This window comes from Arthrobacter pasteuri, from assembly GCF_054510955.1.
Map to the genome: position 1 here is coordinate 1846006 of NZ_JBTNDO010000001.1, position 23687 is coordinate 1869692.

22 protein-coding genes and 1 riboswitch are annotated in these 23687 nt (G+C 68.9%); of the genes, 5 read left to right on the forward strand and 17 right to left on the reverse strand.

The features are described 5' to 3' along the window. Nucleotides 1–32 precede the first annotated feature (32 nt). The 3 genes from ACX80H_RS08740 to ACX80H_RS08750 all read right to left on the reverse strand — a co-directional run bounded on the left by ACX80H_RS08740 (nucleotide 33) and on the right by ACX80H_RS08750 (nucleotide 1492). Nucleotides 33–428 (reverse strand): TfoX/Sxy family protein, encoded by a 396-nt coding sequence (locus ACX80H_RS08740; RefSeq protein WP_459312575.1) that lies wholly within the window; start codon nucleotides 426–428, stop codon nucleotides 33–35. Then, nucleotides 425–844 carry a large conductance mechanosensitive channel protein MscL gene (gene mscL / locus ACX80H_RS08745; protein WP_459313393.1) on the reverse strand — a complete coding sequence of 140 codons (420 nt, stop codon included), beginning with the start codon at nucleotides 842–844 and terminating at the stop codon, nucleotides 425–427. Before mscL ends, ACX80H_RS08740 begins: the two co-directional genes overlap by 4 nt. A gap of 96 nt (nucleotides 845–940) precedes the next feature. Continuing rightward, nucleotides 941–1492, reverse strand: coding sequence for a TetR/AcrR family transcriptional regulator (locus tag ACX80H_RS08750; protein WP_459312576.1), 552 nt, complete (start codon nucleotides 1490–1492; stop codon nucleotides 941–943). Nucleotides 1493–1553: 61 nt separating this feature from the next. Here ACX80H_RS08750 and ACX80H_RS08755 point away from each other — a divergent pair, with 61 nt between their 5' ends. Then, entirely contained in the window at nucleotides 1554–3146 is a 1593-nt protein-coding gene (locus tag ACX80H_RS08755; RefSeq protein ID WP_459312577.1) for an MFS transporter, read from the forward strand. 98 nt (nucleotides 3147–3244) lie between these two features. Here the strand turns inward: ACX80H_RS08755 and ACX80H_RS08760 are convergent, their stop codons facing one another. After that, entirely contained in the window at nucleotides 3245–4504 is a 1260-nt protein-coding gene (locus ACX80H_RS08760) for an MFS transporter (RefSeq protein ID WP_459312579.1), read from the reverse strand. A 126-nt stretch (nucleotides 4505–4630) separates the two neighbouring features. On the opposite strand from ACX80H_RS08760, the gene ACX80H_RS08765 reads away from it, so the two are divergent. After that, a complete protein-coding gene (locus ACX80H_RS08765) occupies nucleotides 4631–4780 on the forward strand; it encodes a hypothetical protein (RefSeq protein ID WP_459312581.1) in 150 nt (49 codons plus the stop codon). Between the two features lie 220 nt (nucleotides 4781–5000). Continuing rightward, nucleotides 5001–5774 (forward strand): glucosamine-6-phosphate deaminase, encoded by a 774-nt coding sequence (gene nagB, locus ACX80H_RS08770; protein ID WP_459312582.1) that lies wholly within the window; start codon nucleotides 5001–5003, stop codon nucleotides 5772–5774. A 97-nt stretch (nucleotides 5775–5871) separates the two neighbouring features. Here nagB and ACX80H_RS08775 read toward each other — a convergent pair whose 3' ends face one another. The 7 genes from ACX80H_RS08775 to ACX80H_RS08805 form a co-directional block, all read right to left on the reverse strand. Beyond that, nucleotides 5872–6879 carry an ABC transporter substrate-binding protein gene (locus ACX80H_RS08775; protein ID WP_459312584.1) on the reverse strand — a complete coding sequence of 336 codons (1008 nt, stop codon included), beginning with the start codon at nucleotides 6877–6879 and terminating at the stop codon, nucleotides 5872–5874. 56 nt (nucleotides 6880–6935) lie between these two features. Continuing rightward, a complete protein-coding gene (locus ACX80H_RS08780; RefSeq protein ID WP_459312586.1) occupies nucleotides 6936–8342 on the reverse strand; it encodes an NtaA/DmoA family FMN-dependent monooxygenase in 1407 nt (468 codons plus the stop codon). An 8-nt stretch (nucleotides 8343–8350) separates the two neighbouring features. Beyond that, the gene (locus ACX80H_RS08785) at nucleotides 8351–9448 is read right to left on the reverse strand and encodes an LLM class flavin-dependent oxidoreductase (RefSeq protein ID WP_459312588.1); all 1098 of its coding nucleotides are present in this window, start codon (nucleotides 9446–9448) and stop codon (nucleotides 8351–8353) included. Further along, the gene (locus ACX80H_RS08790) at nucleotides 9445–10272 is read right to left on the reverse strand and encodes a DUF1684 domain-containing protein (RefSeq protein ID WP_459312590.1); all 828 of its coding nucleotides are present in this window, start codon (nucleotides 10270–10272) and stop codon (nucleotides 9445–9447) included. Before ACX80H_RS08790 ends, ACX80H_RS08785 begins: the two co-directional genes overlap by 4 nt. 93 nt (nucleotides 10273–10365) lie before the next feature. Then, nucleotides 10366–11343: a transporter substrate-binding domain-containing protein gene (locus tag ACX80H_RS08795; protein ID WP_459312591.1), complete on the reverse strand. Its 978-nt coding sequence runs from the start codon at nucleotides 11341–11343 to the stop codon at nucleotides 10366–10368. A gap of 52 nt (nucleotides 11344–11395) precedes the next feature. Beyond that, the gene (locus tag ACX80H_RS08800; protein ID WP_459312593.1) at nucleotides 11396–12217 is read right to left on the reverse strand and encodes an amino acid ABC transporter ATP-binding protein; all 822 of its coding nucleotides are present in this window, start codon (nucleotides 12215–12217) and stop codon (nucleotides 11396–11398) included. Then, nucleotides 12214–13272 carry an amino acid ABC transporter permease gene (locus ACX80H_RS08805; protein ID WP_459312594.1) on the reverse strand — a complete coding sequence of 353 codons (1059 nt, stop codon included), beginning with the start codon at nucleotides 13270–13272 and terminating at the stop codon, nucleotides 12214–12216. The genes ACX80H_RS08800 and ACX80H_RS08805 overlap by 4 nt, the downstream gene beginning before the upstream one ends. Before the next feature lie 301 nt (nucleotides 13273–13573). Here ACX80H_RS08805 and ACX80H_RS08810 point away from each other — a divergent pair, with 301 nt between their 5' ends. Further along, entirely contained in the window at nucleotides 13574–15568 is a 1995-nt protein-coding gene (locus ACX80H_RS08810) for an FAD/NAD(P)-binding protein (RefSeq protein ID WP_459312596.1), read from the forward strand. 31 nt (nucleotides 15569–15599) lie between these two features. Next, nucleotides 15600–16127 carry a GNAT family N-acetyltransferase gene (locus ACX80H_RS08815; protein ID WP_459312598.1) on the forward strand — a complete coding sequence of 176 codons (528 nt, stop codon included), beginning with the start codon at nucleotides 15600–15602 and terminating at the stop codon, nucleotides 16125–16127. Nucleotides 16128–16195: 68 nt separating this feature from the next. Here the strand turns inward: ACX80H_RS08815 and metE are convergent, their stop codons facing one another. From metE to ACX80H_RS08845, 6 genes are all read right to left on the reverse strand, one after another. Beyond that, complete coding sequence (metE, locus tag ACX80H_RS08820) at nucleotides 16196–18571, reverse strand: 5-methyltetrahydropteroyltriglutamate--homocysteine S-methyltransferase (protein ID WP_459312600.1); 2376 nt, start codon at nucleotides 18569–18571, stop codon at nucleotides 16196–16198. A gap of 54 nt (nucleotides 18572–18625) precedes the next feature. Further along, on the reverse strand, nucleotides 18626–19537 hold the full coding sequence (locus ACX80H_RS08825) for a methylenetetrahydrofolate reductase (protein WP_459312602.1): 912 nt from the start codon (nucleotides 19535–19537) through the stop codon (nucleotides 18626–18628). 96 nt (nucleotides 19538–19633) lie between these two features. Beyond that, nucleotides 19634–19745: riboswitch (SAM riboswitch) on the reverse strand. Nucleotides 19746–20084: 339 nt separating this feature from the next. Then, on the reverse strand, nucleotides 20085–21074 hold the full coding sequence (locus ACX80H_RS08830) for an AAA family ATPase (protein ID WP_459312603.1): 990 nt from the start codon (nucleotides 21072–21074) through the stop codon (nucleotides 20085–20087). Continuing rightward, the gene (locus ACX80H_RS08835; protein WP_459312605.1) at nucleotides 21061–22533 is read right to left on the reverse strand and encodes a TnsB C-terminal domain-containing protein; all 1473 of its coding nucleotides are present in this window, start codon (nucleotides 22531–22533) and stop codon (nucleotides 21061–21063) included. Before ACX80H_RS08835 ends, ACX80H_RS08830 begins: the two co-directional genes overlap by 14 nt. A gap of 9 nt (nucleotides 22534–22542) precedes the next feature. Continuing rightward, nucleotides 22543–23106 carry a recombinase family protein gene (locus tag ACX80H_RS08840; protein ID WP_459312607.1) on the reverse strand — a complete coding sequence of 188 codons (564 nt, stop codon included), beginning with the start codon at nucleotides 23104–23106 and terminating at the stop codon, nucleotides 22543–22545. A gap of 188 nt (nucleotides 23107–23294) precedes the next feature. Further along, entirely contained in the window at nucleotides 23295–23684 is a 390-nt protein-coding gene (locus tag ACX80H_RS08845) for a MerR family transcriptional regulator (protein ID WP_459312608.1), read from the reverse strand. Nucleotides 23685–23687 lie beyond the last annotated feature (3 nt).

The following is a 23687-nucleotide window of genomic DNA, read 5'->3' on the forward strand; positions in this document are numbered from 1 at the left end:
AGTGCCGCGGCCGGTGGATCCCGCGGAGGGGCTCAGCCGGGGGCGGCGTCGGAGCTGTCCGCCTGGAGCCGGACGGCGTAGTCGTAGGCCGCGACCAGGAACGCGGCCCACTCGCGGTCCTGGTCCCCGGTCCCGGACGCCTCCGGCGCGATGCTCACCCACTCACGGGCAGTCCCTCGTCCGATCCGCGCCGGAACCGCAACGCCCCGGTCGACGAGGTCCGCGGCGCGCCCCGAAGGCACCTTGACCATGAGCCGGCCCTCCCTGTCGAGCAGGGCGAACAGCTTCCCGTTCAGGGAGATCGCGGCACTCCCGAACATCGTGGTGCGCCCGACGCCGGCACGGTCCAGCAGTCCGCCGGCCAGCCGGTCGAGCCGCGCACCCGCCGCGGCGCGCTGGGCGCGGCGGACCGCCGCGTCGTCGTTCATTGCCGGACGTCCCGACCCGCCATGTCCTTCAGCAGGTCGCGCATCTCCGTCAGCAGGGCGGTATCCACGGGGATCGGGTCCTCCGCCGGTTCGTGGGGAACGGCGCGGTGGTGGAGGCGCCGGTGCGCGTGGTTCAGGGGGACGACGAAGAGGAAGTAGACCACGGCCGCCGTGATGAGGAACGAGACGGCCGCCGTGATGACGGCACCGATGTCGACGAAGGTGGCGTCGTTGCCCGGCCGGATGCGGAAACCGAACCCGGCGGCATCGACCCCGCCCGCGGACGCGATGATCGGGTTGATGATGTTCGCGGTGAAGGCCCCCACGAGGGCGGTGAAGGCGCCGCCGATCACGACGGCGATAGCCAGTTCGACGACGTTGCCGCGGAGAATAAAGTCCTTGAAACCCTTGATCATCATCATTCCTGGTCGGTGGTTGCTGGTTGTGCCGGATACTTCTGCACGGCCCACTCTAGGGTCGGACCCTCCGGGATGCATGACGGGAACGGCCGGTCAGGAGCCGGCGGCCCTGCGGGCGGAGACGATCAGGTCGACGACGTCGAGCAGTTCCTCGATCTCCCCGCTGCTGGTCCGGCCGGCACCGGCGGAGGCGAAGAACGCGGCATCGTAGTAGAGCCCATCACCCAGCAGCTTGACGGCGCGCGCCGTCGTGCGGTCACCGAGCTGGGCTTCGAGGGCGTCCAGCCACCGTTCCTGGATCCCGGCGAGAGAGGCCTTCGCGGTCGGGTGGCCCTGCTGGGCGAGGCGGGCCATCGAGACGAGGGCCCGGTCGAGGGCGCTGTCCTCGAACACCGAGGTGCGGACGTAGTAGCGGGCCGCTCCGTCCGGCGCCGATGTCATGGCCTCGCGGTCCCTGTCGGCCAGCCCGTGGAGCCGGGCAGCGAGCCCGTCCACCAGTGCCTCCTTGGAGGGGAAGTGGTACAGCAGGCCGCCCTTGGAGACATCGGCGGCGGCGGCGACCGCCTCCATGGTGGCGGCCCTCTCGCCTTCGCGGATCAGCGCGTCCTCGAAGCTGTCGAGGATGCGCTCACGGGAACTGGACACTCCTCGATGATACCGGTCACTTTTGTTGTACTGTACCGGCTGGACGGTATAGCTTTATTGGATGACCACTACACCTTCCACCTCCACGCGCACCGGGGTGAACCCTCGTGCCGCTTCCCCCTCCTCCCCCGCCTCCCTTGCCGGCCGCCGCGAATGGTTCTCCCTGGCCGTGCTGATGCTGCCGGTGCTGCTGGTCTCGGTCGACAACACCGTCCTGAGCTTCGCGCTGCCGGAGATCTCCCGCCACTTCGCGACGAGCGGCACCACACTGCTCTGGATCGTGGACAGCTACCCCCTCGTCCTCGCGGGACTCCTGGTCGCGATGGGCAGCCTGGGAGACCGCTTCGGCCGCCGGCGCCTGCTCATGATCGGCGCGGCCGGCTTCGCCCTCTTCTCCGTGGTGGCGGCCTTCGCCCCGACCGCGGCCTTCCTCGTCGCGTCCCGCGTCGGCCTCGGTGTGTTCGGCGCCATGCTCATGCCGTCGACCCTGTCGCTGATCCGCAACATCTTCGCCGACCGGAACCAGCGGCGGATCGCCATCGCGGTCTGGGCCGCAGGATTCTCGGCCGGTGCTGCCCTCGGCCCCCTGCTCGGCGGTGTCCTGCTCGAGCACTTCTGGTGGGGCTCGGTGTTCCTCCTGGCGGTGCCCGTGCTCGTCCTCATGCTCGCGCTGACCCCGGCCGTCGTGCCCGAGTCCAGGGACTCGAACCCGGGCCGCGTGGACTACGCCAGCATCGCCCTGTCCATCGCGACGATGGTGCCGGTCGTCTACGCCATCAAGAACCTGGCGAAGGGAGGTCCGCTGCTCGTCTCGGTGACGGCGGCATTCATCGGCCTCGCCGCCGGCACGGCGTTCGTGGTGCGCCAGCTCCAGCGGCGCGACCCGATGCTCGACGTCCGCCTGTTCACGGTGCGGGCCTTCACCGGGGCCGTCCTCGTGAACCTCCTCGCGATCTTCTCGCTCGTCGGGTTCCTGTTCTTCGTCTCGCAGCACCTGCAGCTGATCCTGGGCTACACCCCGCTCGACGCCGGGCTCGTGCTGCTGCCGGGCCTCCTCGTGACCATCGTCGCCGGTCTCGGCGTCGTGCCGCTCGCCCGACGGCTGCCGCCGCACGCCGTCGTCTCGGTGTCGCTGCTCTTCTCGGCCGTTGCCTACGCGATGATCGCCCTCCTCGGCGAGGGCGGATCCGCGGGCTTCCTCCTGGTCGCCTTCGTCATCCTCGGGATCGGCGTGGGAGCGTCGGAGACGGTCTCCAACGACCTGATCCTGTCCACGGTGCCGGCCGACAAGGCCGGAGCCGCCTCCGCCGTCTCGGAGACGGCCTACGAGGTCGGCTCGGTCCTCGGCACCGCGGTGCTGGGCAGCATCCTGCTCGCCTCCTACCAGCGGAACCTGATGCTCCCCGCGGGCCTCACCTCCGCACAGGTGGAGTCGTCCACGGAGACCCTCGGCGGTGCCGTCGAGGTCGGGACGCAGCTCGGCCCGACCTCCGCCGCGCTCCTGCGGGATTCGGCGTTCGCCGCCTTCGACAGCGGCGTGACGGTCACCTCCGGCATCGCAGCCCTGCTCATGGTGGGGGCGTCCGTACTGGCGGCATGGAGTCTGCGCGGCGAGGCGAAGGCCGGACCCGCGCGGGCGACCGCCGACCACTAGGACCTACGAACGCACCCGGCGAGTTCCGACGCGCCGGGTGCATTCGTGTGTCCCGGCGGGCATCGGACCCCGGCTCCGCTCGCCCACCCTCGCCGTTCCTACCGGCGGGCGGTTTTTTCGCACGCGCTGACGAGGAGGACCGCGCAACTGAACCAGATGGCGCCGGCCGCCCCCAGCGGGGCGGCAAGGAAACCGGCGGTGATCGGCATGACGACCTGCCCTACGCGGTTGCCGGTCAGCCGGACGGCAAGAGCCGTCCCCCGCCACCCGTCAGGGACGGCCGTAGAGACGAGCGTCATGGTCAACGGCTGACCGAGCCCGAGGCAGAACCCTCCGATGACCAGCAGCGGTACGACGATCCACGGCTGGCCGACGGTCAGCGGGGGGATGATCAGAGCCACTCCCGATCCGTACAGGCTGACGAGCAGCAACGTCCGGGACGACAGCCGGGAGGACAGCCAGGGCAGGCAGGATCGGGACAAGATGGAAGCAGCCCCGCGAATGGCCAGCAGCACCCCGATCTGGGCGGGTGGGATACCCGCCTCCTCCCCCGCGAGGGGAAGGAAGGCGGTCAGGATGTCCAGCATTGCCAGCAGCGACAGGGATGCCAGCATGTGGGACGGCACGCCTGCTCGGCCCAGGATCGCCGACAGCGTCGCCCGTTCCTGTCGGGCAGGCAGAGAGCGTTCGTCGTCGGGCTGTTCGGGGCCTCCGGCGGGAGCGCCGGCACCTGTGCCAGGGGCCTTGCTCCCGGGTGGCCGGACGGTGCGGAACAGCACGATCGGAGCCGCCAGCAGCGACAGGCCCGCGCCGACCCACAGGGCTACCGTGATGCTGGCGGAGCGCTCGGCGGAGACCGTTCCGAGGCTGGAACCCAGCAGGAGGCCTGCGATCAGTGGTCCGACGAGCTGTCCGGCGGAGAAGGCCGCCGTGAACCATCCGAAGGCGGCGTTCATCTGCCCGGGACGGGCGTGGCGGGTGATCAGTGTCTGGCCGGCAATGGTGAAGACCAGATGCCCGAACCCGAGCAGTGCGTTGGCTCCCGCCACGAGGGCGATGCTGGAGGACAGCGCAAGCGCCAGGGAACCCAGTCCGAGCAGGGCCGCCCCCAGGGCGACCAGCCGGCTCAGCTTGTGCATCCGGTCGCTGAGCCGTCCGAGCGGCAGGGCACTGAGCAGGGGGATGAGGGCGTAGGCGGCGGTCACCAGGCCGATGGTGGTGGTGTCGGCACCCAGGGCCAGGAGCTTGTAGGTGGTGACGGGCCGCACGAGGTTGAGTGCGGTCTGGGTCAACAGGGCGCCGCCGGCAAGAATCCACAACCAACCCCACGAGCTCCGGGGCACGATGCTAGGAGACATCCGGACGATCTGGGAGAAGCATTGCGGCCTGCGTGGCGACGGACTCAGGGGCGGCCTCAAGAATGATGTCCCGTGACAACAGGTGCTTACGTGGCCGTGCCATTCCACGAGTATGCCAGACCGCGCATGCCCCCTCCTGGCGCCCAGAAGTGGGCCGTCGCGGAGCGTGCTCCTCCAGCAGCCACCCTGTCACAGCTCTACCTCGCCGGTCATCTACCGCTGGAGGAACTCATCGACACCGTCCGCCCGTTGATCGAGGCGGGGCCAACGCGCTGACGGCACGACCGGCCTTCAAGACCTTCATCGTCGCTGACTCCTCCACAATCGACACCTGCAATGCCGCCACGATGACCGGCTACAGCTTCACCAACCTGATCACCGACAGCGGTATCACCGATGAGCAGAAAGCCGCGTTCGAAGCCGGCGGAATGACGGTCATCGTGGCACCGGAGCACACCTGACGTCCCCAAGCCCTTCGCACAGATCGGAGTCCACGATGCGTGTCGTCATCCTCGACAGCGCCGAGGACATCGGCGCCTTCGGTGCCGGCGTCATCCTCGACGGCGTGCGCAGCGGCAGGATCCACACGCTCGGCGTCGCCACCGGGTCCTCCCCGCTGGCCATCTACCGTGCCCTGGCAGACCAGTGGATCCCCGCCCTGGCCCAGCTGAAGGCCTTCGCGCTCGACGAGTACGTCGGCCTCCCGGCGGACGACCCGCAGAGCTACCGGTCGGTGATCCGGCAGGAAGTGACCGACAGGCTCCGCCTCGACCCGGCGAACGTCCATGTCCCGAACGGCTGCGCAGCGGACCTGGACGCGGAATGCGAGCGGTACGAGGCGGCGATGGCCGAAGCGGGGGGCGTGGACCTTCAGCTGCTGGGCATAGGGCGGAACGGGCACATCGGGTTCAACGAGCCGGGCTCCTCCCTGTCCTCGCGCACCCGGCCGAAGACACTGATGGCAGCCACCCGCAGGGACAACGCGCGCTTCTTCCCCGACCCCGGCGACGTCCCCCGCCACTGCCTCACCCAGGGGCTCGGCACGATCCTCGATGCCGCCGAGGTGCTGCTCGTCGCCCAGGGCTCGGCCAAGGCGGAGGCGGTACGCGCAGCACTCGAGGGGCCACTGACCAGCATGTGCCCGGCGTCGGTACTGCAGCTGCACCGCCGGGCGACCGTCGTCCTGGACGAGGAGGCCGCGCAGCATCTCGCCCTCCGGGAGTATTACCTGGACACCGAAAGGAACCGGATCGAGGGCGTCCGGGCGTGAGTACCGCCGCCATCAACCCGGGGGCGTCCCGTCCATCAGCGGGGTGAGGAACGGGTGGTCCTGCAGCAGGACCACCCCTCCCCTGGCCGCCAGGGACTCAGGAACCCAGTCCGGTCGGGTTCAGCTCGGACTTCTCGATCGCCTCGGTGGTCAGGCCCCAGCGGTCCAAGATCTTGCCATAGGTGCCGTTGTCGATCAGGTGGTTCAGCCCCGACTGCGCAGCCGCGGCGAAGCCGTTGCCCTTCTTGGTGGCCACGGCGATGTTGGCCTTCTTCGGCCAGCCGCCGTCGACCAGGCCCACCAGCTTGGTCTCGCCGTCGGCCCGGGCCTTGTAGGCGCCCGTGGCGTTCGGGCCGAAGGACACGTCGGCCCGGCCGGACTGCAGGGCCAGCGTGGAGGCCGAGTCGTCGTCGTAGTACTGGAATTCGACCGGCTCCAGCCCGTTCTTCGTGTTCTCGGCATCCCATTCCAGCAGGATCTTCTCCTGGTTCGTCCCGGAGCCCACGATCACCCGGAGGCCAGCAACGTCCTTGGCCTCCTGGATCTCACTGATCGGGGCATCGGACGGAGCGTAGAAGCCGAGCAGGTCATTGCGGTAGCTGGCGAAGTCGAACTTCTGCTTGCGCTCCTCGGTGACCGTGACGTTGCTGATCACCGCCTCGTACTTGCCGGACTCCACGCCGAGCGGCCAGTCGGCCCAGGCCACCGGGACCACCTCCGCCTCCAGGCCCAGTGACTCGGCGAGCGCGTAGGCGATGTCCACCTCGTTGCCGATCGCCGTCGTGTTGTCGGTCGCGTAGAGCGCCAGCGGGGCGGCGAAGGGGCTCACGGCCACACTGAGCTTGCCGTCCGCGCCGACCTCCTCCGGCACCAGGGCCTGCGCGTCGGCGGAGGCGTCGGAGGTGAACCGGTCCTGCTCCGGCGAGAGGTTGAATTCGGCGGCCGGGGACGCCGAGGACGCGGCGTCGACCGGGGTGAGGCCGTCCGCTGCCGCCGAGCCGGGATCCGCGCATCCGGCCAGGCCCAGCAGTGCCGGGCCGAGCAGGGTGACGCCGAGCAGTGCCCGGGGCCGGGAGCGGCGGGGTGAGGGAGCGGTGCTGTTCATGGTGCAGGCCTTCCGGTCTGTCTTGACGGGTGGGTGGGGCGTGACCGGTGGGTGGGTCAGCGGACGGCTGGTTCGCCGGCTGCGGCACGGTCCGGGACGGCAAGGCCCAGGTTCTCGCGCAGGGTGGTCCCCCGGTACTGCGTGGGGTAGACCCCGCGTTCCTGCAGCTCGGGGACCAGGTGGTTGACGATGTCGTCGAGGCCGGTGGGGATCAGCCAAGGCGAGATGTTGAAGCCGTCCACGGCGCCGACGCGCGCGTAGTCGGCCAGCGTGTCGGCCACCTCCGAGTACGAGCCCACGAAGGAGGCATCCGACCGCGCGGCTTTCGCGCGGACGAACTGCAGGATGGTCTGCCCCTTCTCCGCCGCCTCCTGGCGCCACTGCGCGGTCAGTTCCACGGCCTTGGCCCCGTGGAAGCCGCTGCCGCGGGTCTCCGAGGTCTCCTCGACCGCCGGGTCGATGTCCGGCAACGGACCGTCCGGATCCCAGCCGTCCAGCTGCCGGCCCCAGAACTGCTCGAGGTAGGCGATGGCCTGCTGCGGCCCGATCTGGAGTTCGCGGACCCAGGCCTTCTTCTCCCCCGCCTCCGCGCTGGTCGGGGCCAGGATGAATTCGCTGGCAGGCATGATCTTCACGGCGTCGGCGGGACGCCCTGCACGGAGCGTGCGCTCGGTGATGTCCTCGCGGAAGGCCACGGCGGCGTCGAACTGGGGGTGGGCGGAGAAGATGACATCGGCCTGCCGCGCCGCGAAGTCCCGCCCGGCAGGGGAATCCCCCGCCTGGAACAGCACGGGGTGGTGCTGGGGGCTGCGCGGCAGCCGAGGGGTGTAGTCCACGGTGTAGTGCTGTCCCTCGTGGTGCACGCGGCGCACCGCTCCGTCCTCCGGCCAGTTCCCGGCTGTGCCGGCTGTGCCGGCTGTCCCGGCGACGGCGTCCGGGGCCCAGGAGTCCCAGATGGCCTTGGCCGTCCGCACGAACGCCTCGGCATGGACGTAGCGGTCGGCGTGGTCCAGGTATCCGCCGCGACGGAAGTTCGCCCCGGTCCAGGCGTTGTCGGTCGTCACCATGTTCCATGCGGCACGGCCGCCGGAGATCAGGTCCAGCGAGGACAGGCGATGGGCCAGGTCCGCCGGGTCGTTGTAGGTGGTGTTCTGGGTGGCCGCGAGCCCGATGTGGGTGGTGACCGAGGCCAGGGCGGCGAGCATGGTCTGCGCGTCCGGCCTGCCCACGACGTCCAGCGCGTGGGGCCTGCCGAGGTGTTCCCTCAGGCGGAGTCCTTCGCCGAGGAAGAACGCGGCGAACAGTCCACGCTCGGCCGTCTGCGCTATGCGGCGGAAGGACTCGAAGTCGGTCTGGGAGCCTGATTCGGTGGCCTTCCAGATCGTGCCGGAGTTGACTCCCTGGAAGAAGACACCGAGCTGTAGCGTGCCCGACGGAGTGAAGACGCTGCTGTGCTGTGGCATGGGATCCCCTAGTTTCCGGCGGTGGTGGACGGGTGGACGTAGCGGCTGGCCGGGCGTGGAAGTCCCAGCAGGTCCCGGAAGGTGCCGTCCTGGACCGGTGGGCGGAGTGCGCCGCGGCGCCTCAGCTCGGGCAGGACCCACCGGGCGAGTTCGTCCAGTTCCACGGCGAGCGACGCCGGGTGCAGACGGACGCCGTCTGCTTCCGCCAGGAGCGGTTCGAGGAAGTCCACGAGGTCGGCTGCAGAACCGACGTACCGTGCGCGGCCGCTCGCCGGATCGGTGGCCCGCTCCACGGCGGCCTGCCCTCGGGCGTCCAGGACGACGTCGAGCTCACCGACGATCGCCACTGCCGCTCCCAGCCGGTGCCGGACGTCCCGGATCTCCGCGGTCAGCAGTTCGGGTGTCGGAGCGGTGACGAGCACGGCATCGACGGCGTCCGCCAGGACCTGCCCCGCACCCACGATCGAGGCGGGAGCAAGGATCGGCAGCTGTCCCTGCAGTGGTCGGGGGATGATGGACGGGCCCTTGACGGAGTAGGGGGCGCCGAAGCCCGCCGGGGTCTCGTAGTCGACGTAGTGCAGCTTGTCCGCGTCGATGTACCGGCCCGTGGCGACGTCGCGGATCACGGCGTCGTCCTCCCACGAGTCCCACAGGCGGCGGGAGACCTCGATCGAGGCGGCAGCTTCCTGCGCCAGGGCGCTGCCGCTCACGTTCTCGCGGCCTACGGCAGCTGCCGTTTCGGGGACTTCCGCTGCCGTTGCGATCCACCCGGCACGGCCGCCGGAGACGTAGTCGAGGCTCGCCAGCTGCGTGGAGACGTGGAAGGGCTCGGTGTAGACGGTGTCCACCTCGGGAACCAGCGCGATGGTCCGCGTGACCGGTCCGGCGTAGGCAGCGCGCTGCAGGGCGTTCGCACGGCCGGCACGCGGTGCGTCGGCGAAGGTGGCCACGTGAAAACCTGCGGATTCGGCGGCGAGGACGGCTTCAGTCAGGCTCGCAAAGCCTTCGGTGCTTCCGAATCCCGTTCCGTCCCACCCGGCTCCGTCGAGCTCGATGGCCAGGAACCCGGCCCTGGCTGTTGTCGTGCGGTCGTCGATCGTGCTCACTGCTGGTCCTGACGCTCGTAGGGGATCTTCTCGCCGGCTTCGACGGCCACCGGCAGCCGGTTCTCCGCCGGTGGCAGCGGACAGGTTGCGAGGTCCGTGTAGGCGCAGGGCAGGTTCACGGCGCGGTTGAAATCCAGCTGCACGGACCCGTCCGCAGCCGGGACCACGGACAGCGAGCGGTTGGCGGCATACGTCGTGCGGCCGGACGTGCGATCGGTGAACAGCACGAGGAGCGATCCGGGGGTGAAGCCGTTGAATGCCGTCAGGGCCAGTTCCTGGCCGGCCAGCTCGAAGCGGATCTCGCCCGGCGCTTCGTAGACGTGCTGGATGCCTTCGACGGCGGCACCCACCGTGGTGGGGCGAGGCGTGGGGAACGGCACGAAGGTGCCGGCGACGGAGAACTCAGGGTTCGGTGCATAGGCGGGCGTCCCGCGGTAATCCCGCAGCAGGGCAGTGTGCGGACTGCGGGGCCGGACGACGTACCGGCCCCCACGCTTGGCAACCTCGATCACCGCTTCGCCTGCAACGAGGTCGATCCCGCCCCGCTCCTCGATGGGGCCGATCGTGATCGGAGCGCCGTCCTCCGTGTTCAGCTCCTGACCGTCGCGCTGCAGGCTCTCGCCCGGCTCCAGGACGATCCGCACGGCGTCGTCCTCGACGCTCCAGACTCCGGGGGCTCCTTCCAGCCGGACGGAGGTGGTCCCCAGCCAGTGCAGGTGGGTGACGGCAAGGAAACCGTGCGGGTGTGCGCGGTGGCGTTCGTGTGCAGCGTGCCACTGCTCCCAGTCGGCGGTGAAGGTCGGTATCTCAGTGTGCGTGGGCATGGTTGCTCCTGCTGGTGTGGGCGGCGATGCTCCCGGTCACCGGGTTCCTTCGGTGAGGAATGATGTCCGGGACCCGGGGTTTCATGGCTGGTCCTACTTGCCGAAGTTCGCGGCGTTCACCACGGTCGATTCGGGGATGGCCTCGTCGGACAGACCCCAGCGCTCCAGCACCTCGGCGTAGCTGCCGTCCTCGATGGCGGAATTGATGGCCCCCGCGAGCGGCTCGGCCAGCCCGTTGTCACGCAGCGTGGTGGCCGCGACCAGGGTCTCCGACGGCCAGCCGGCGTTGACCTTGCCGACGATCTTCAGGTCGTCACGGGTGTTCTCGCGGTAGGTGGCGCTCGGGTACGGGGAGAGGTTCAGGTCCAGCCGGCCGGAGGAGAGCGCCAGGATGGTGTCCGCGTCGTTGCCGTAGTACTGCAGTTCGGCGGGGGCCTTGCCGGCGTCCTCGAGCTCCTTGTTCCAGGCCAGCAGGATCTTCTCCTGGTTGGTCCCGGAGCCGACGGCGACCTTCTTGCCGGAGATGTCCGCGGAACCGGTGACGGTGAGGTCCGAGTCCTCGCGGGCTTCGAAGGCCATGAACGCGGCACGGTACGGGGCGAAGTCGAAGAGCTGCACGCGGTCCCCGTTGATGCCGACATTGGAGAACACGGCTTCGAAGTCCCCGGACTGCGTCTTCAGCGGCCAGTTCTCCCAGGAGGTGGCCTGAAGGTCCAGTTCGAGGCCGAGCTTGTCGGCGACCAGCTGGGCGATGTCGGTCTCGTTGCCGATCACGGTCTTGTCGTCCGTGGCGTAGACCGACAGCGGGACCGCGAACGGGCTCACCCCGACGGTCAGCTTGCCGTCCTCGGCGATGTCGGCCGGGACCTGCGCGGCGAGGTCGTCATCCTTCTCCGCGCGGACGCGGTCCTGCTCCGGCGCCAGGTTGTAGACGATGCCGTTCTCGGCAGGCGCGGCGGACTCACCGGTTCCGGACGCTGCCGCTTCCGGGTCGGCGCAGCCGGCCAGGGCCAGGAGGACGAGGGCTGCTGCGGACAGTGCCGGAAGTCGGCGAGGCTCGAGAGATTTCATGGGTGTTCCCCTTGCTTGCGGACGGATGCGGGACTGGGAGAGGTCGTGAGGTTCAGAGGTTGAAGGCCGGTTCGATGACCTTCGAGAGGAAGGCCTTGGTGCGCTCGTGCTGCGGGGCGCCGAAGATCTGCACCGGAGTGCCCTCCTCGACGATCTGCCCCTGGTCCATGAACACCACGCGGTCGGCCACGTCGCGGGCGAAGCCCATCTCGTGCGTGACGATGATCAGCGTCGTGCCCGAATCCGCCAGGCCGCGGATCACATCCAGCACCTCGCCGACCAGTTCCGGGTCGAGCGCGGACGTGGGCTCGTCGAACAGGACGATCTTCGGATCCAGCGCCAGCGCCCGGGCGATCGCCACGCGCTGCTGCTGGCCCCCCGACAGCTGGCGCGGGTAGACGTCGACCTTGTCCGACAACCCGACGCGTTCGAGCAGCTCCAGAGCCCGCGCCCGTGCCGGGGCGTGCGGGCGGTGCTGTGCGTAGACCGGGGCTTCGATGATGTTCTCGACGGCGGTCAGGTGCGGGAAGAGGTTGAAGTTCTGGAACACCATGCCGATGTGGGTGCGCTGGGCCAGGATCTCCTTCTCCCGCAGCTCGTGGAGTTTGCCCCCGCGCGCCTTGTACCCCACCAGCTCGCCGTCCACGGAGATGTGGCCGGCGTCGACTTTCTCCAGGTGGTTGATGGTGCGCAGCAGGGTGGACTTGCCCGACCCCGAGGGACCGAGGATCACCACCACCTCGCCCGGCTCGACGGTGAGCGAGACACCGCGCAGCACCTCGACCTGGCCGAAGGACTTGTGGACGTCGCTGATCTCCACGAGTCCGCGGGTGGCCGCTGCAGCGGCGACGGCCGGACGGGCTGGCGGGTTCATCGTGCGACCTCGGATGTCTTGGCGTGGGTGGAGAAGAAGCGCCGGACCCGCTGCAACGGGGTCGGCGGCAGGGTACGCACGGCACCCTTGGAGTAGTGGCGCTCGATGTAGTACTGGAAGACGCTGAGCACGGAGGTGATGACCACGTACCAGACGGTGGCCACCAGCAGCAGGGGAAGGACCTGCTGGGTGCGGTTGTAGATGACCTGCACCGTGTAGAACAGCTCCGAGTAGGCCAGCACGTAGACGATCGACGTGCCCTTGACCAGGCCGATGATCTCGTTGAAGGCCGTGGGCAGGATCGACCGCATGGCCTGCGGCAGCACGATCCGGGTGGACCGCCGCCAGGCGGGGATGCCCAGTGCCGCAGCGGCCTCGAGCTGGCCCTGGTCGACGGCGAGAATGCCGCCGCGGATGATCTCCGACGAATAGGCGGCCTGGTTCAGCGTCAGCCCCAGGATGGCGGCGGCGAACTGGCTGATCAGCGTGGTGGTCTGCACCTCGAAGAAGCGCACGTCGGTGAACGGGATCCCCAATGAGATCTTCTCGTAGAGGTAGCCGAGGTTGTACCAGAGCAGCAGCTGCACCAGGAGCGGCGCGGAGCGGAAGATCCAGGAGAATGTCCAGGACACCGAGACCAGCAGCGGCGAGGAGGACAGCCGCATCAGCGCCAGGATGAAGCCCAGGATGAACCCGAGGGTTCCGGCGATAGCCGTCAGTTTCAGGGTCTCGCCCAGGCCGCGGAGCACGGACTCGGCCGTGAACCACTGCGCGACGACGTCCCATTCCCACCGCGGGTTGGTCAGCAGCGACCACAGGATCGCCGCGACCACGAGGGCCACCAGCGCGGTGCCGGCCCAGCGCCAGGGGTGGCGGGCGGCCACCACGGGGTATCCGGAGTAGTCGCGGGCGGTGCGGGGTGCGGTTCCGCCCGACGGCGGAGTGCCGGCGTCACCCGAGGGCGCAAGGCCGGCGTCGCCCGGTGCCGAAGGCAGGGCAGCGTCCGGCGCCGTCGTCTCCGGGCGGGTCTCACTTCTCGGTGCTGCGGCACTCATGCGCCACCTCCTCTTGTCCTGCGGCCTTGCCTGCGCAGTGCAGCCGGCTTCCGGATCCGAGAAAATCGGGCCGGTGGCCTGAACCTAGAACAGGGAGGGCCGCGCCCCCAAAACCGGGTTCACGTGGAGTAAACCGGGGACGCATTGGGTCCGCCGCGGGACCGGCCAGGACGGTTCATGACCCCTTGTTGCGTAATGTTTCGGCCGGTGAAGGCGGGTTACCGACGCCCTGCGGCGGTTCCCCGCCGGCTCCTAGGATGGGCAGGACCGCGGGCCCGAATGCTGCCCGGGAAGGAGCGCCATGACGATCGACAGCGTGCCGGGCCGACCGCGCGAAGGCCGGGAGGCCGCCGTCGTCCTCATTGGCGGCGGTCCGCGGGCGGCCCTGATCCTGGAACGGCTTGCCGCCAATCGACCCGGGCTCTTTGCCGGGCCCCTGGCCGTGCACGTCGTGGAGCCGCACCGGCCGGGCTCCGGCCGGATCTGGCGGCGGGACCAGAGCCCGCTGCTGATGCTCAATTCCCTGGCTGCCGACGTCACCATGTTCACCGACGACTCGGTGCAGTGTGCCGGTCCTGCTGTCGCGGGACCCGGGCTCGTCGACTGGGCGCGGGGCGTCGTGGACGGCAGTATTCCGGACGTGGAGGTACCGGACGAGGACCTACGCCGGCAGCTGCGTGCCCTCCTCCCCACGACGTTCCCCACGCGCCGCCTGCAGAGCCTGTACCTCGAGTGGTTCTTCTCCCGGGCCGTCGAGGCCCTCGGTCCGCAGGTGCCGGTGACCGTCCACCGGGACCTGGCCGTGGACGTGGCGGCCGACGGCGCCGGCTACCGTGTGGTGCTGGCGTCGGGCGCCGTGCTGCGCGCGGACGCCGTGGTGGTGACCGTCGGCCATACCGATTCGGAACCGGAGCCCCGGTCCGTCGCTTATGCCGGCTTCGCGGCCCGGCACGGCCTCTTCCATGCGCCGCCGGCCTACACGAACGACGTCGACTTCTCCGCCCTGCGGCCAGGGCAGGAGGCCATCGTCTCCGGTATGGGGCTGGCGTTCATCGACCTGGTGGTGCTGCTGATGGAAGGCCGCGGCGGGCAGTTCGTCGACGCGCCCGGCGGCACCCTCCGGTACATCGCCTCCGGGAACGAACCGGTGCTGTGGGCAGGGTCCCGCCGGGGCGTCCCGTACCGCTCCAAGATCAGTTCGCTGCTGCGCGGTGAACCGGCGGGCCCCTCGCGCTACCTGACCGCCGGCGCCGTCGCCGCCCTGCTCGAGGTGCACGGCCAACTGGATTTCCGGCAGCATCTGTGGCCGCTGCTGGCCAAGGACGCCGCCTTCGGCTACTACCGCGAGCTGTTCACCGGGCACCCGGAGCGCGTGGCCCTGCCCTGGTCCGACTTCCTGCCCCGCTTCGACGCCGCTGATTGGTACTCGGACGACCGGCGGGCACTCGTGGAGCAGGCCGTCCCCGACGCCGCGGACCGGCTGGAGCTCGAGGAACTCGACCATCCGCTGGCGGGGATGCACTTCGGCTGTCCTGAGGACGTGCAGCACACCGTGGCGGGCCACATCCGCGAGGACCTGCGGCTGCGCGACGGCGGCGCGAATTCGGAGACCCTCGGGCTGTTCCTGGGGCTGCTGTACGTGTACTTCGAACTGGGCCGGCTGGTGCCGATGGACGCGCTCACACCCGTCTCGCGCCCCCTGGTCAGCGGCTGGTGGCACGGCTTCTTCAGCTACGTCGACTCCGGTCCGCCGGCCCGTCGGCTGCGGGAACTGCTGGCGCTGCACGAGGCCGGCCTTGTCAGGTTCCTCGGCCCACAGCTGCAGGTGGGCACCGACGAGGAACTCGGACTCTTCACGGCGTCCTCACCGCAGGCGCCCTCCACGGTGACGGCGAGCGCGCTCATCGAGGCCCGGCTGCCCGGCCCCTCCCTGGCGGGCTCCGCTAACCCGCTGCTGCGGTCACTGTCGGAGTCGGGCCTCGGCTCCGAGGAGCGCACGGGCATCGAAGCGACGGCAGGCGGCACCGGGAAGGTGCTGGTCGATTCCTCCTCGCGGCTCGTCGCCGCGGACGGGAGCACCCGTCCGGGCCTGTATGCCGTCGGACCCGCTGCCTCCGGCTGGAGCGGCGGGGCGTTCTCCCGACCTTCCAGCAACGCCGCCCCGTTCCGGGACAGCGATGCCCTGGCACGGAGGATCCTCACCGACCTGCTGGAACTGCCCGCCGCCCCTCCGGACAGCTTCTCCAGTGCCCGGCTCGCAGCCAGCATCACCCAGCTCCATTCGTCCCTGACCTGACCCGACCCGACCTGAGCCTGAAGGATCCCTGATGACGAACTCCCTGCCCCTCGGGGCCCTCCCGGAACTGACGGTGCTGCACCTGCCGCTGGAGGATTCCCGCGTGCAGCCGCTGGTGGACGGGCTGATCGAGGAGTACGACAGCAGGTACGGGACCCTGTTCGGTGGCGCCGGCAAGGAGATGCGCCGCTATCCCGCGGAGGAGTTCGCCGCGCCGCACGGCGCGCTGCTGATCCTGCAGGAGGAGGGGCAGACCGTGGCCGGCGGGGCCTTCCGCCGGTATGACGAGCAGACCGCCGAGCTCAAGCGGATCTGGACCCACGCCGAGCACCGCCGGCGCGGCCTGGCCCGCCGGGTACTGACCGAACTCGAGGCGGAGGCCGAGCGTCGCGGCTACCGCCGGATCTACCTCACCACGGGCCCGCGTCAGCCGGAGGCGAAGAACCTCTACCTCGCCACGGGCTACCGCCCGGGCTTCGACCTGGCCGCCGACCCGGAGACCGTTCTGCACCTGGCGTTCACCAAGGACCTGGCAGCCCCACAGGAGCAGCGGAGCTGAGCCCCGCGCGTTCCGCCGGGCCCGATGTATCTTCTCCAGCGCGGCGGCCAGGTCCTCCTGCAGGAACGTCAGGAACGCGCCAGGGCCTGCTCCGCCGTCGAGAGGCGGGCGCTCTCACGCGCGGTCCTGGTCGCGGCGACGAGGTTGCGCAGCGAGAGGACCGTTTCGTCGTAGCCGCGGGTCTTCAGGCCGCAGTCGGGGTTGATCCACAGCTGCTGCGCCGGGAGGGCGGCCAGTGCCGTGTCGATGAGACCGGTGATCTCCTGTTCGGAGGGCACGCGTGGTGAGTGGATGTCGTAGACGCCCGGGCCGATGCCGCGGGAGTAACCAAAGCGGGCCAGGTCCGCGACGACTTCGAGCCGGGAACGGGCCGCCTCGATGCTCGTGACATCCGCGTCCAGCCCGTCGATGGCCGAGATGACCTCACCGAATTCCGAGTAGCACAGGTGCGTGTGGATCTGGGTCCCGTCGGCGGCGCCGGCGGTCGCCAGCCGGAACGCGCGGACGGACCAGTCCAGGTATGCCTGGTGGTCGGCCGAGCGGAGCGGCAGCAGTTCGCGCAGGGCGGGCTCGTCCACCTGGACGATGGCGATGCCGGCAGCCTCGAGGTCGGTGATCTCGTCCCGCAGGGCCAGCGCCACCTGGTTGGCCGTCTCGCCCAGCGGCTGGTCGTCGCGGACGAAGGACCAGGCGAGGATGGTGACCGGGCCGGTGAGCATGCCCTTGAGCGGTCGCTCGGTCAGCGACTGCGCGTAGCTGATCCACGGAACCGTGAACGCCCGAGGACGTGACACATCCCCCCAGAGGATGGACGGACGTGTGCAGCGCGACCCGTAGGACTGTACCCACCCCTGCTCCGTGGCGGCGAAGCCGTCGAGGTTCTCCGCGAAATACTGGACCATGTCATTGCGCTCGGGTTCACCGTGCACCAGCACGTCCAGTCCGAGGCCTTCCTGCAACCGCACCACGTTCGCGATCTCCTGGCGCAGGAACTGCTCGTACTCCACCTGCGGGATGCTGCCGCTGCGGACCGCGGCGCGGGCGCCGCGCACCTCGTTGGTCTGCGGGAAGGACCCGATGGTGGTGGTCGGCAGCAACGGCAGCCCCAGCCGCTCCTGCTGCACCTCTGCCCGCCGATCGGCAGGGCCGCGGGTGAAGGCCTCCTCGGTCAGGCCGCCGGTACGCGTCCGCACCGAATCCACCACGACGCCGTCGAACCGCGCTCGGTGGCCCAGGGCCTCCTCCGCGTCCTGGAGTTCCGTGGCGACGGCCGGGCGTCCCCCGGCCAGGCCGCGCGCCAGCACCACTGCCTCTCGCACCTTCTGGTCCGCGAAGGCGAGCCAGGCCGGCAGGTGCTCCGGCAGCCCCGTCTCGGCTTGCACGTCGTGCGGTACGTGCAGCAGGGAGGTGGACGTCGCCGTCGTGACCGGCGCTCCCGTCTCCTGCTGCAGCTCCTCCAGCACCCCCAACGAGACCCGCAAGTCGTTGCACCACACGTTCCGACCGTCCACGACGCCGGCGACCAGACGAGTGCCGCCCAGTGACCGCAGCGCCTCGGCGGAGGGCCGGGATCCCCGGACCAGGTCAGCGTGGACCGCCTCCACGCCCGCGGCGGCGAGCACGGCGAGCGTCTGGCCCGGCCTCGCCGGATCGCCGGCGGTGCCGTAGCCGGTGGTGACCAGCAGGGCCGGCCGTCCCGCCGTGCCGGCCAGCTGCCGGTACACCCGCTCCACCAGCCCGCCCGGTGCTGCCAGCTCGCCGCCGCGGTCGCCGACCAGGCCCGGCTCGTCCAGTTGCACCCACTCGGCCCCCGCTTCCGCCAGCGACGCGAGGATGCCCGCGTAGGCCGCCACGGCGTCGTCGATCCTCTCCAGCGGGTCGAAACCGGCGGGTGCCCCGTCCTCGGGCTTGGCCAGCAGCAGGTAGGTCACGGGGCCCACGAGCACCGGGCGCAGCACCGCGCCGCGCTCGCGCTGCCGGCGGACGGTCGCGGTCAGGCGGTGCGCCACCGGGACGAACGGTGTTTCCGGGCCGATCTCGGGCACCAGGTAGTGGTAGTTGGTGTCGAACCACTTGGTCAGCTCCAGCGGCGCGCGGTCGCCGTCGCCCCGGGCCAGCGTGAAGTAGCCCGCGGTGTCCACGGAACCGTCCTCCCCGGCCAGGTCTGCGAACCGGGCCGGCAGCGCTCCCAGTGCCGCGCTCGCGTCCAGGACCTGGTCGTAGAGCGCGAAGTCGGCCGGGATGGAGGAATCCCCGTGATCCAGTCCCAGTTCCACGAGTCGGGCGACAGTGCGGTCCTGCAACTGGTCGGCAGCATGCTGCAGGCCGGCCTCGTCCAGGCGGCCCGCCCAGTAGGCCTCGACAACTTTCTTCAGCTCCCGGCCGGGCCCGATGCGCGGGTAGCCGAGGATCGTGGCGGCAGGGAAGGTGTTCTCGGTGCTCATGGTGTTCTCCTCTGGAAGGTGTGGCAGGTCGTGGTTCAGATTCGGGGGGCAGGCTCAGGCCGGGACGGCGTCCGGCGAGCGCGCCGCCGGCAGGTCGATCTCCTCGATGACCCCGATGGACGCGCGATGGTCGTTGAAGGTGAACAGGTGCACGCCCGGGGCCCCAGCCTCGAAAGCCGCCCGGGCCAAGACGGCCGCTGCCTGCACGCCGATCCGCCGGCGTTCGGCCTCACCCGAGGCGGTCTCCAGCCGGTGCAGCAGGGCGGGGTCGGGACGGACGCCGGTCATTCCGGCCAGCCGTTCGAGCCGGCGGATGTTCCCCAGGGGCATCACCCCGGGGATGATCGGGATGGTGACTCCCGCGGCCCGGGCCGCGGTCAGCAGGCGGATGTAGTGGGCGGGGTCGAAATACACCTGCGTGATGGCGAAGTCGGCACCGGACCGCTGTTTGGAGACCAGCACCTCGACGTCGTGCAGGAACGACGGCGATTCCGGGTGCCGGTTCGGGTAGGCCGCCACCCCCACCGCCAGCCGACCGCCGGCGAGCGCGGCCCCGTGCCGGGCCTCGACCTCCCGGATCAGTTCCACCAGGGACTGGGCGAAGGGAAGCTCGCCGCGCAGTGCCTGCGGATCCTGCGGCAGGTCTCCGCGGAGGGCCAGCATGCCCCTCACCCCCAGTGCGACGAGCTGCCGCACCAACAGGTCGAGGCTCGCCCGTGTCTCCCCCACGCAACAGAGGTGGGCCAGCGGGCGCAGCCTGGTGTTGCTGGTCAGGTGCCCGATCAACTCGATCGAGGCCCGGCGCCTCGCGGGTGTGCCGCTGTAGGTCACTGAGACGTAGTCGGGACGGGTGGCCTCGAGTTCGTCGATCGTCCGCAGCACGGCATCCCCGGCTTCCGGGGTGGCCGGCGGATACAGCTCGTACGACAGCGACGGCGGTACCGCTGCCCCTTTCTTCAACGTCATCCCCGCTCCTCGGTGTGTCCGAGGGAGTGCACCAGGATGCGTGCCGGAAACCGGCGATCCCGGCGTGTCGGGACCGCTGGCGGGTGCGCTGATGCATGTCCATCGGTTCTGGCATTAGCACCGGTTCCACTGCTCTCCCGAGGGGAGGGCAGCGGAATGGTTGCTGCGGCGTCAACAAGCCAGATCTCTCGGCCGCTCTTGATGGTTGGTGGGATCACTGTAAGCGGCACCCCGGTCCCGGGTGCAGAACGTGCGGCGACAAGGCGCCGCATGACGTTCCGCGACGCCGATTTCGTCACATACCGCGTCCCCAACGACATATAACGAACCCGTCACATCGTCGGCCCTCCTCCTCGAGGTGTCGACGAGTCGAGTAAGGAAGCGGCGCTCAATCACGGCCGGCAGCATTCAGCGCGTCGACCTGCAGCGCGGCGTCGTGATCGTTCGTCAGCGCCTCGCAAATCCCAGGAACTGCCCGTGCCCTTGGGTGTAGCGGAACTCGGCGTGAGTGAGCGAAGTGAAACGTAGATTCTGGTACTGGGTTTCGCTACACGAATTGAGCTTCCAGGAGTGGATCGTGTGAGTCGCAGCGATAAGTGGCACGTTTTTCACAGCGGTTAGTGGCCGATGAGGAGACTTCTCGGGCTGCATCGACGAGTTCGGGTGTGAGGGTTTCGAGTTTGTTGAGAGCCTGGATGCGGGTGATCTGAGTGAGGAGTCGGTCAACGAGGCGGAAGTTGCCGCCCGTGATACGGATGATGGTTGCGATGGCAGTGGCGTGAGCGATGCCGTCATCGACTGCGGTGTTCTCTGTGGTGGGAAGGCGTTTGGTGAGGACAGCAGCGAGTTCTTCGGTTGTCAGGGCTCGGTATTCGTGGGCGAAACCGATGCGGCTGTAGAGCTGGGGGTAGCGGGCGAGTCTTTTCTCGATGCCGGGCATACCGATGAGGATGACGCCCATGTTGTGGCGGTCGAAGTAGTCGCGGACTTGTTCGAGACCCGGGGCTTTGAGGCGGTCGGCTTCGTCGATGATGAGCAGTTCGGTTCGTCCGCTAGAGCGGGAGTCGGTGTGGACGAAGGGGTCGATGGTGCCGTGTTCGGCATAGTCCACGGCGTAGGAGATGTGTTGGCATGCCTGCGGTAGCCCTTCGTCGATTTGCTTGATGGTTGCTGCGACGGTGGGGGTGAAGAAAGCGGTACGGGCTTGGAGTACTCGTTCTGGTATCGGTGCGAGATCCTCGGTGGCGTCGGTGGTGATGTTGGCTCGCCATTGGTCCCAGGCGTCGGTGGCGGCGTAGTGGCGGGCTGAGAGAGTTTTGCCGACGCCGGGTGGTCCCCAGCAGAGTCCGATGTAGCGGTGCGCGCGGACGGTGTCAGCGAACTCGGTGAAACGTCGGTGCTCTCGGGTGCTTTGGAGAGCAGGCCGATCCGGGATCGCCGGTGGGTTGTCGTTGATTTCCCTGAAACCTCGCGTGAGAAATCTGCGTCCATCGTCTGCTTTGCCGAAGAGGCTGTTCTTGGGGCTAGTCAGTGGCATAGAGGCGCAATCCGTGTCGTGGGGTGGTCGGTGCGGTGGTTTCGGCGCCTATGGTCAATGCCGTGCTTTGGCTCGGATTGACTGGTTCAACTGGCGTGTAGCGGGCGTCAGTGGGGAGGGCGTCTGCGAGGCTGCGACGTTGGCTTAGCTGGTTCTTGAGGTTGCGCCGGCGCGCGGAACGAGCGATTTGGAGGTCTTCGAGTGATACGGCGGTCGAGGCCAATTCTGAGGCTATGGCCCGGCAGAGGTACTCGTCGTTGTAGTAGACGCGGATCTCGCCGACGTCACGTGGATTGAAACGGACAGTGACCTGCTCCCCGACGTACGCGGCGAGTACTGGTGAGATGTAGCGGGTAGAGGCGAACTGGATGCCGTCGCGCTGCACTTTCCGGGTGGTGGCCGCGGTCAACAGGAGTAGGTCGAGGTCATCGGGCCGGGCTGGGCTCCGCGGGATGAATCCGGAAGCACCCCATCGATGGGAGGGTGTTTCTCCGGTTTGCGAGTGGGTTCGCTGGTTGTAGTCCTCGACAATGAATTGCTCGAGGATCCCGTCGAGCTGTTGGAGGTTCAACGTCGGCGGTGAGATGGGTGTGCCGTTCGTGCCGTGGGGGATGTGGCCGGGCAAATGGGGCAACAGTTCGGTGGTGATGGTGCCGTAGAACCGTTCGATTTTCCCGCGGCCCTGGGGCACACCGACTCGTGAGTGGATCAGTCGGGTGTGGGTGTCCAAACGGTCCTGTTCGAGGCGGACTGAGGTGAAATCTGATCCGTGGTCGCTGTAGAGCACATCGGGCAGACCGGACACGGTCCAGGCGGGATTGTGTTTGCGGTTCACGGCCTGATGCAGGGCCAGGGCGGTCTGCTCCGCGGTGGGGGCACCGAGGAAGACGGTGTAGCCGGCGACGGCACGCGAGTAGTCATCGAGGACCACGGTCAACCAGGGCCGGACCGGGACGCCAGCCTTGTCGAGGACCATGACATCCAGCAGGGTGTGGTCGGCCTGCCACTGCTCATTCGGGCCGGTCGCGCTGCAGCGGAAGACCAGCTCGAAGCGGTCCCGGTAGGCGGTGTCTCCATGCTGGGCGAGGGTCCGTAGTCCCGGGTCGATCCCGGCGATGATCGAGCGCACACTGGAATAGCTGGGCGCCGTAAGCCCGCGATCAAGGGCGATGTCGCTCACGCGCCGGTGGATGAACGCGATTGTAGGTTCAGGTTTGCGCAGCGCCAGTGCCTCGATTGCTTCGATGAGCTCCGACGGAATATGCCGGGTGCCGCGGTCAGGCCGAGCTGAACGGCGCAGGCTGGTGGATCCCTCATCAGCACGGTGTTTCGCGGCCCACCGGGCCAGGGTCCGCAACGGCACCCCTGATTCGGCGGCTATACGCGCCCACGGAACACCTTCGTCGTGTTGGCGCAAGAGTGCGAGCTTGTCCTGGAGACTGCGCTGCACCACGACCACTCACCAGACCTAAGCTCTGACGTCTTCGCCAAGGTGCCGGTAAATCGTGCCCCGCGAGACCCCGAACGTCTCGGCTATCTGCTGCACCGTATACGTCTTCTCGTCATACATCGCACGCGCCTGCCGAATCTTCGTTGTGCTCATCTTGATTCGGCCACCGCCCTTCCCGCCCCGCGCCCTGGCCGCAGCCAGACCGTCCTTCGTGCGTTCCACGATGAGATCGTGCTCGAACTCCGCGATCGCAGCGAGCATGTGGAAGAACAACCGTCCCCCGGGGGTGGTTGTGTCAATGCCCTGGGAGAGAGCCCTCAACCCGACGCCCCGCTTCTCAAGTCCGTCGACGACTTCCTTCAGATTCCGAACCGACCGGCCTAACCGGTCGAGCTTCGTCACGACCAGGGTGTCACCGGCACGCAGGTAGTCCAGCGCATCATCGAGGGCGGGACGTTTCGCGAGGACACCGGAGGCGTGCTCGATGAAGACCTTTTCGCACCCGGCAGCTTCGAGCACGTCGGTCTGACCATCGAGATTCTGCTCCCTAGTCGAAACGCGCGCGTATCCAACAGCTGCCATGGTCCGATCTGTACCGTCAACGTGCCTCAGTGCACATAGCTCTCGGACACGGGCCATGGAACACGGCGCGCCGTTCCCGCTGCTTCTCGAAGAAAGTGTCCTATGAACGTTCGTTCATTGAAGAGAGGGTTCTTTGAGCTGCGCTTGATGGTGTGGCGTGAACGATTACTCAGAGCACTGGCACCGGGTCAGTCCTTACGGGCTGATCGGTTCTGGGTCGCCGCCACATCGATCGCTTCGATGTACCGAGTGAGTGATTCCCGGGTATGGCTGAGGAAGTCGATCTTCTCCGTCATGCGGTCACGCTCCGTCATCAGGATGTCGCGCAACCCGGGCTCGACGTTCTGCACGACGATGGTCTGCGGCTGGTCCAGGCACGGCAGGATGTCCGAGATGATCCGCGTCGGTACTCCGGAGTCGACCAGCCCCCGGATCGTTTCCACACGCTCCACCAGGTAGTCGTCATAGACCCGGTACCCGTTGTCGAGGCGACGCGGGGACATCAGGCCCTGTTCCTCGTAGTACCGCAGCATCCGCGCCGCGACCCCGGTCTTTTTCGCCAATTCACCAATACGCATGTG

Coding starts and splice junctions, on each gene's coding strand:
- ACX80H_RS08740 (WP_459312575.1), bottom strand. CDS start 428: ATGAACGACGACGCGGCGGTCCGCCGCGCCCAGCGCGCCGCGGCGGGT.
- mscL (WP_459313393.1), bottom strand. CDS start 844: ATGATCAAGGGTTTCAAGGACTTTATTCTCCGCGGCAACGTCGTCGAA.
- ACX80H_RS08755 (WP_459312577.1), top strand. CDS start 1,554: ATGACCACTACACCTTCCACCTCCACGCGCACCGGGGTGAACCCTCGT.
- ACX80H_RS08760 (WP_459312579.1), bottom strand. CDS start 4,504: ATGTCTCCTAGCATCGTGCCCCGGAGCTCGTGGGGTTGGTTGTGGATT.
- ACX80H_RS08765 (WP_459312581.1), top strand. CDS start 4,631: ATGCCCCCTCCTGGCGCCCAGAAGTGGGCCGTCGCGGAGCGTGCTCCT.
- nagB (WP_459312582.1), top strand. CDS start 5,001: ATGCGTGTCGTCATCCTCGACAGCGCCGAGGACATCGGCGCCTTCGGT.
- ACX80H_RS08775 (WP_459312584.1), bottom strand. CDS start 6,879: ATGAACAGCACCGCTCCCTCACCCCGCCGCTCCCGGCCCCGGGCACTG.
- ACX80H_RS08780 (WP_459312586.1), bottom strand. CDS start 8,342: ATGCCACAGCACAGCAGCGTCTTCACTCCGTCGGGCACGCTACAGCTC.
- ACX80H_RS08790 (WP_459312590.1), bottom strand. CDS start 10,272: ATGCCCACGCACACTGAGATACCGACCTTCACCGCCGACTGGGAGCAG.
- ACX80H_RS08795 (WP_459312591.1), bottom strand. CDS start 11,343: ATGAAATCTCTCGAGCCTCGCCGACTTCCGGCACTGTCCGCAGCAGCC.
- ACX80H_RS08800 (WP_459312593.1), bottom strand. CDS start 12,217: ATGAACCCGCCAGCCCGTCCGGCCGTCGCCGCTGCAGCGGCCACCCGC.
- ACX80H_RS08805 (WP_459312594.1), bottom strand. CDS start 13,272: ATGAGTGCCGCAGCACCGAGAAGTGAGACCCGCCCGGAGACGACGGCG.
- ACX80H_RS08810 (WP_459312596.1), top strand. CDS start 13,574: ATGACGATCGACAGCGTGCCGGGCCGACCGCGCGAAGGCCGGGAGGCC.
- ACX80H_RS08815 (WP_459312598.1), top strand. CDS start 15,600: ATGACGAACTCCCTGCCCCTCGGGGCCCTCCCGGAACTGACGGTGCTG.
- metE (WP_459312600.1), bottom strand. CDS start 18,571: ATGAGCACCGAGAACACCTTCCCTGCCGCCACGATCCTCGGCTACCCG.
- ACX80H_RS08825 (WP_459312602.1), bottom strand. CDS start 19,537: ATGACGTTGAAGAAAGGGGCAGCGGTACCGCCGTCGCTGTCGTACGAG.
- ACX80H_RS08830 (WP_459312603.1), bottom strand. CDS start 21,074: ATGCCACTGACTAGCCCCAAGAACAGCCTCTTCGGCAAAGCAGACGAT.
- ACX80H_RS08840 (WP_459312607.1), bottom strand. CDS start 23,106: ATGGCAGCTGTTGGATACGCGCGCGTTTCGACTAGGGAGCAGAATCTC.
- ACX80H_RS08845 (WP_459312608.1), bottom strand. CDS start 23,684: ATGCGTATTGGTGAATTGGCGAAAAAGACCGGGGTCGCGGCGCGGATG.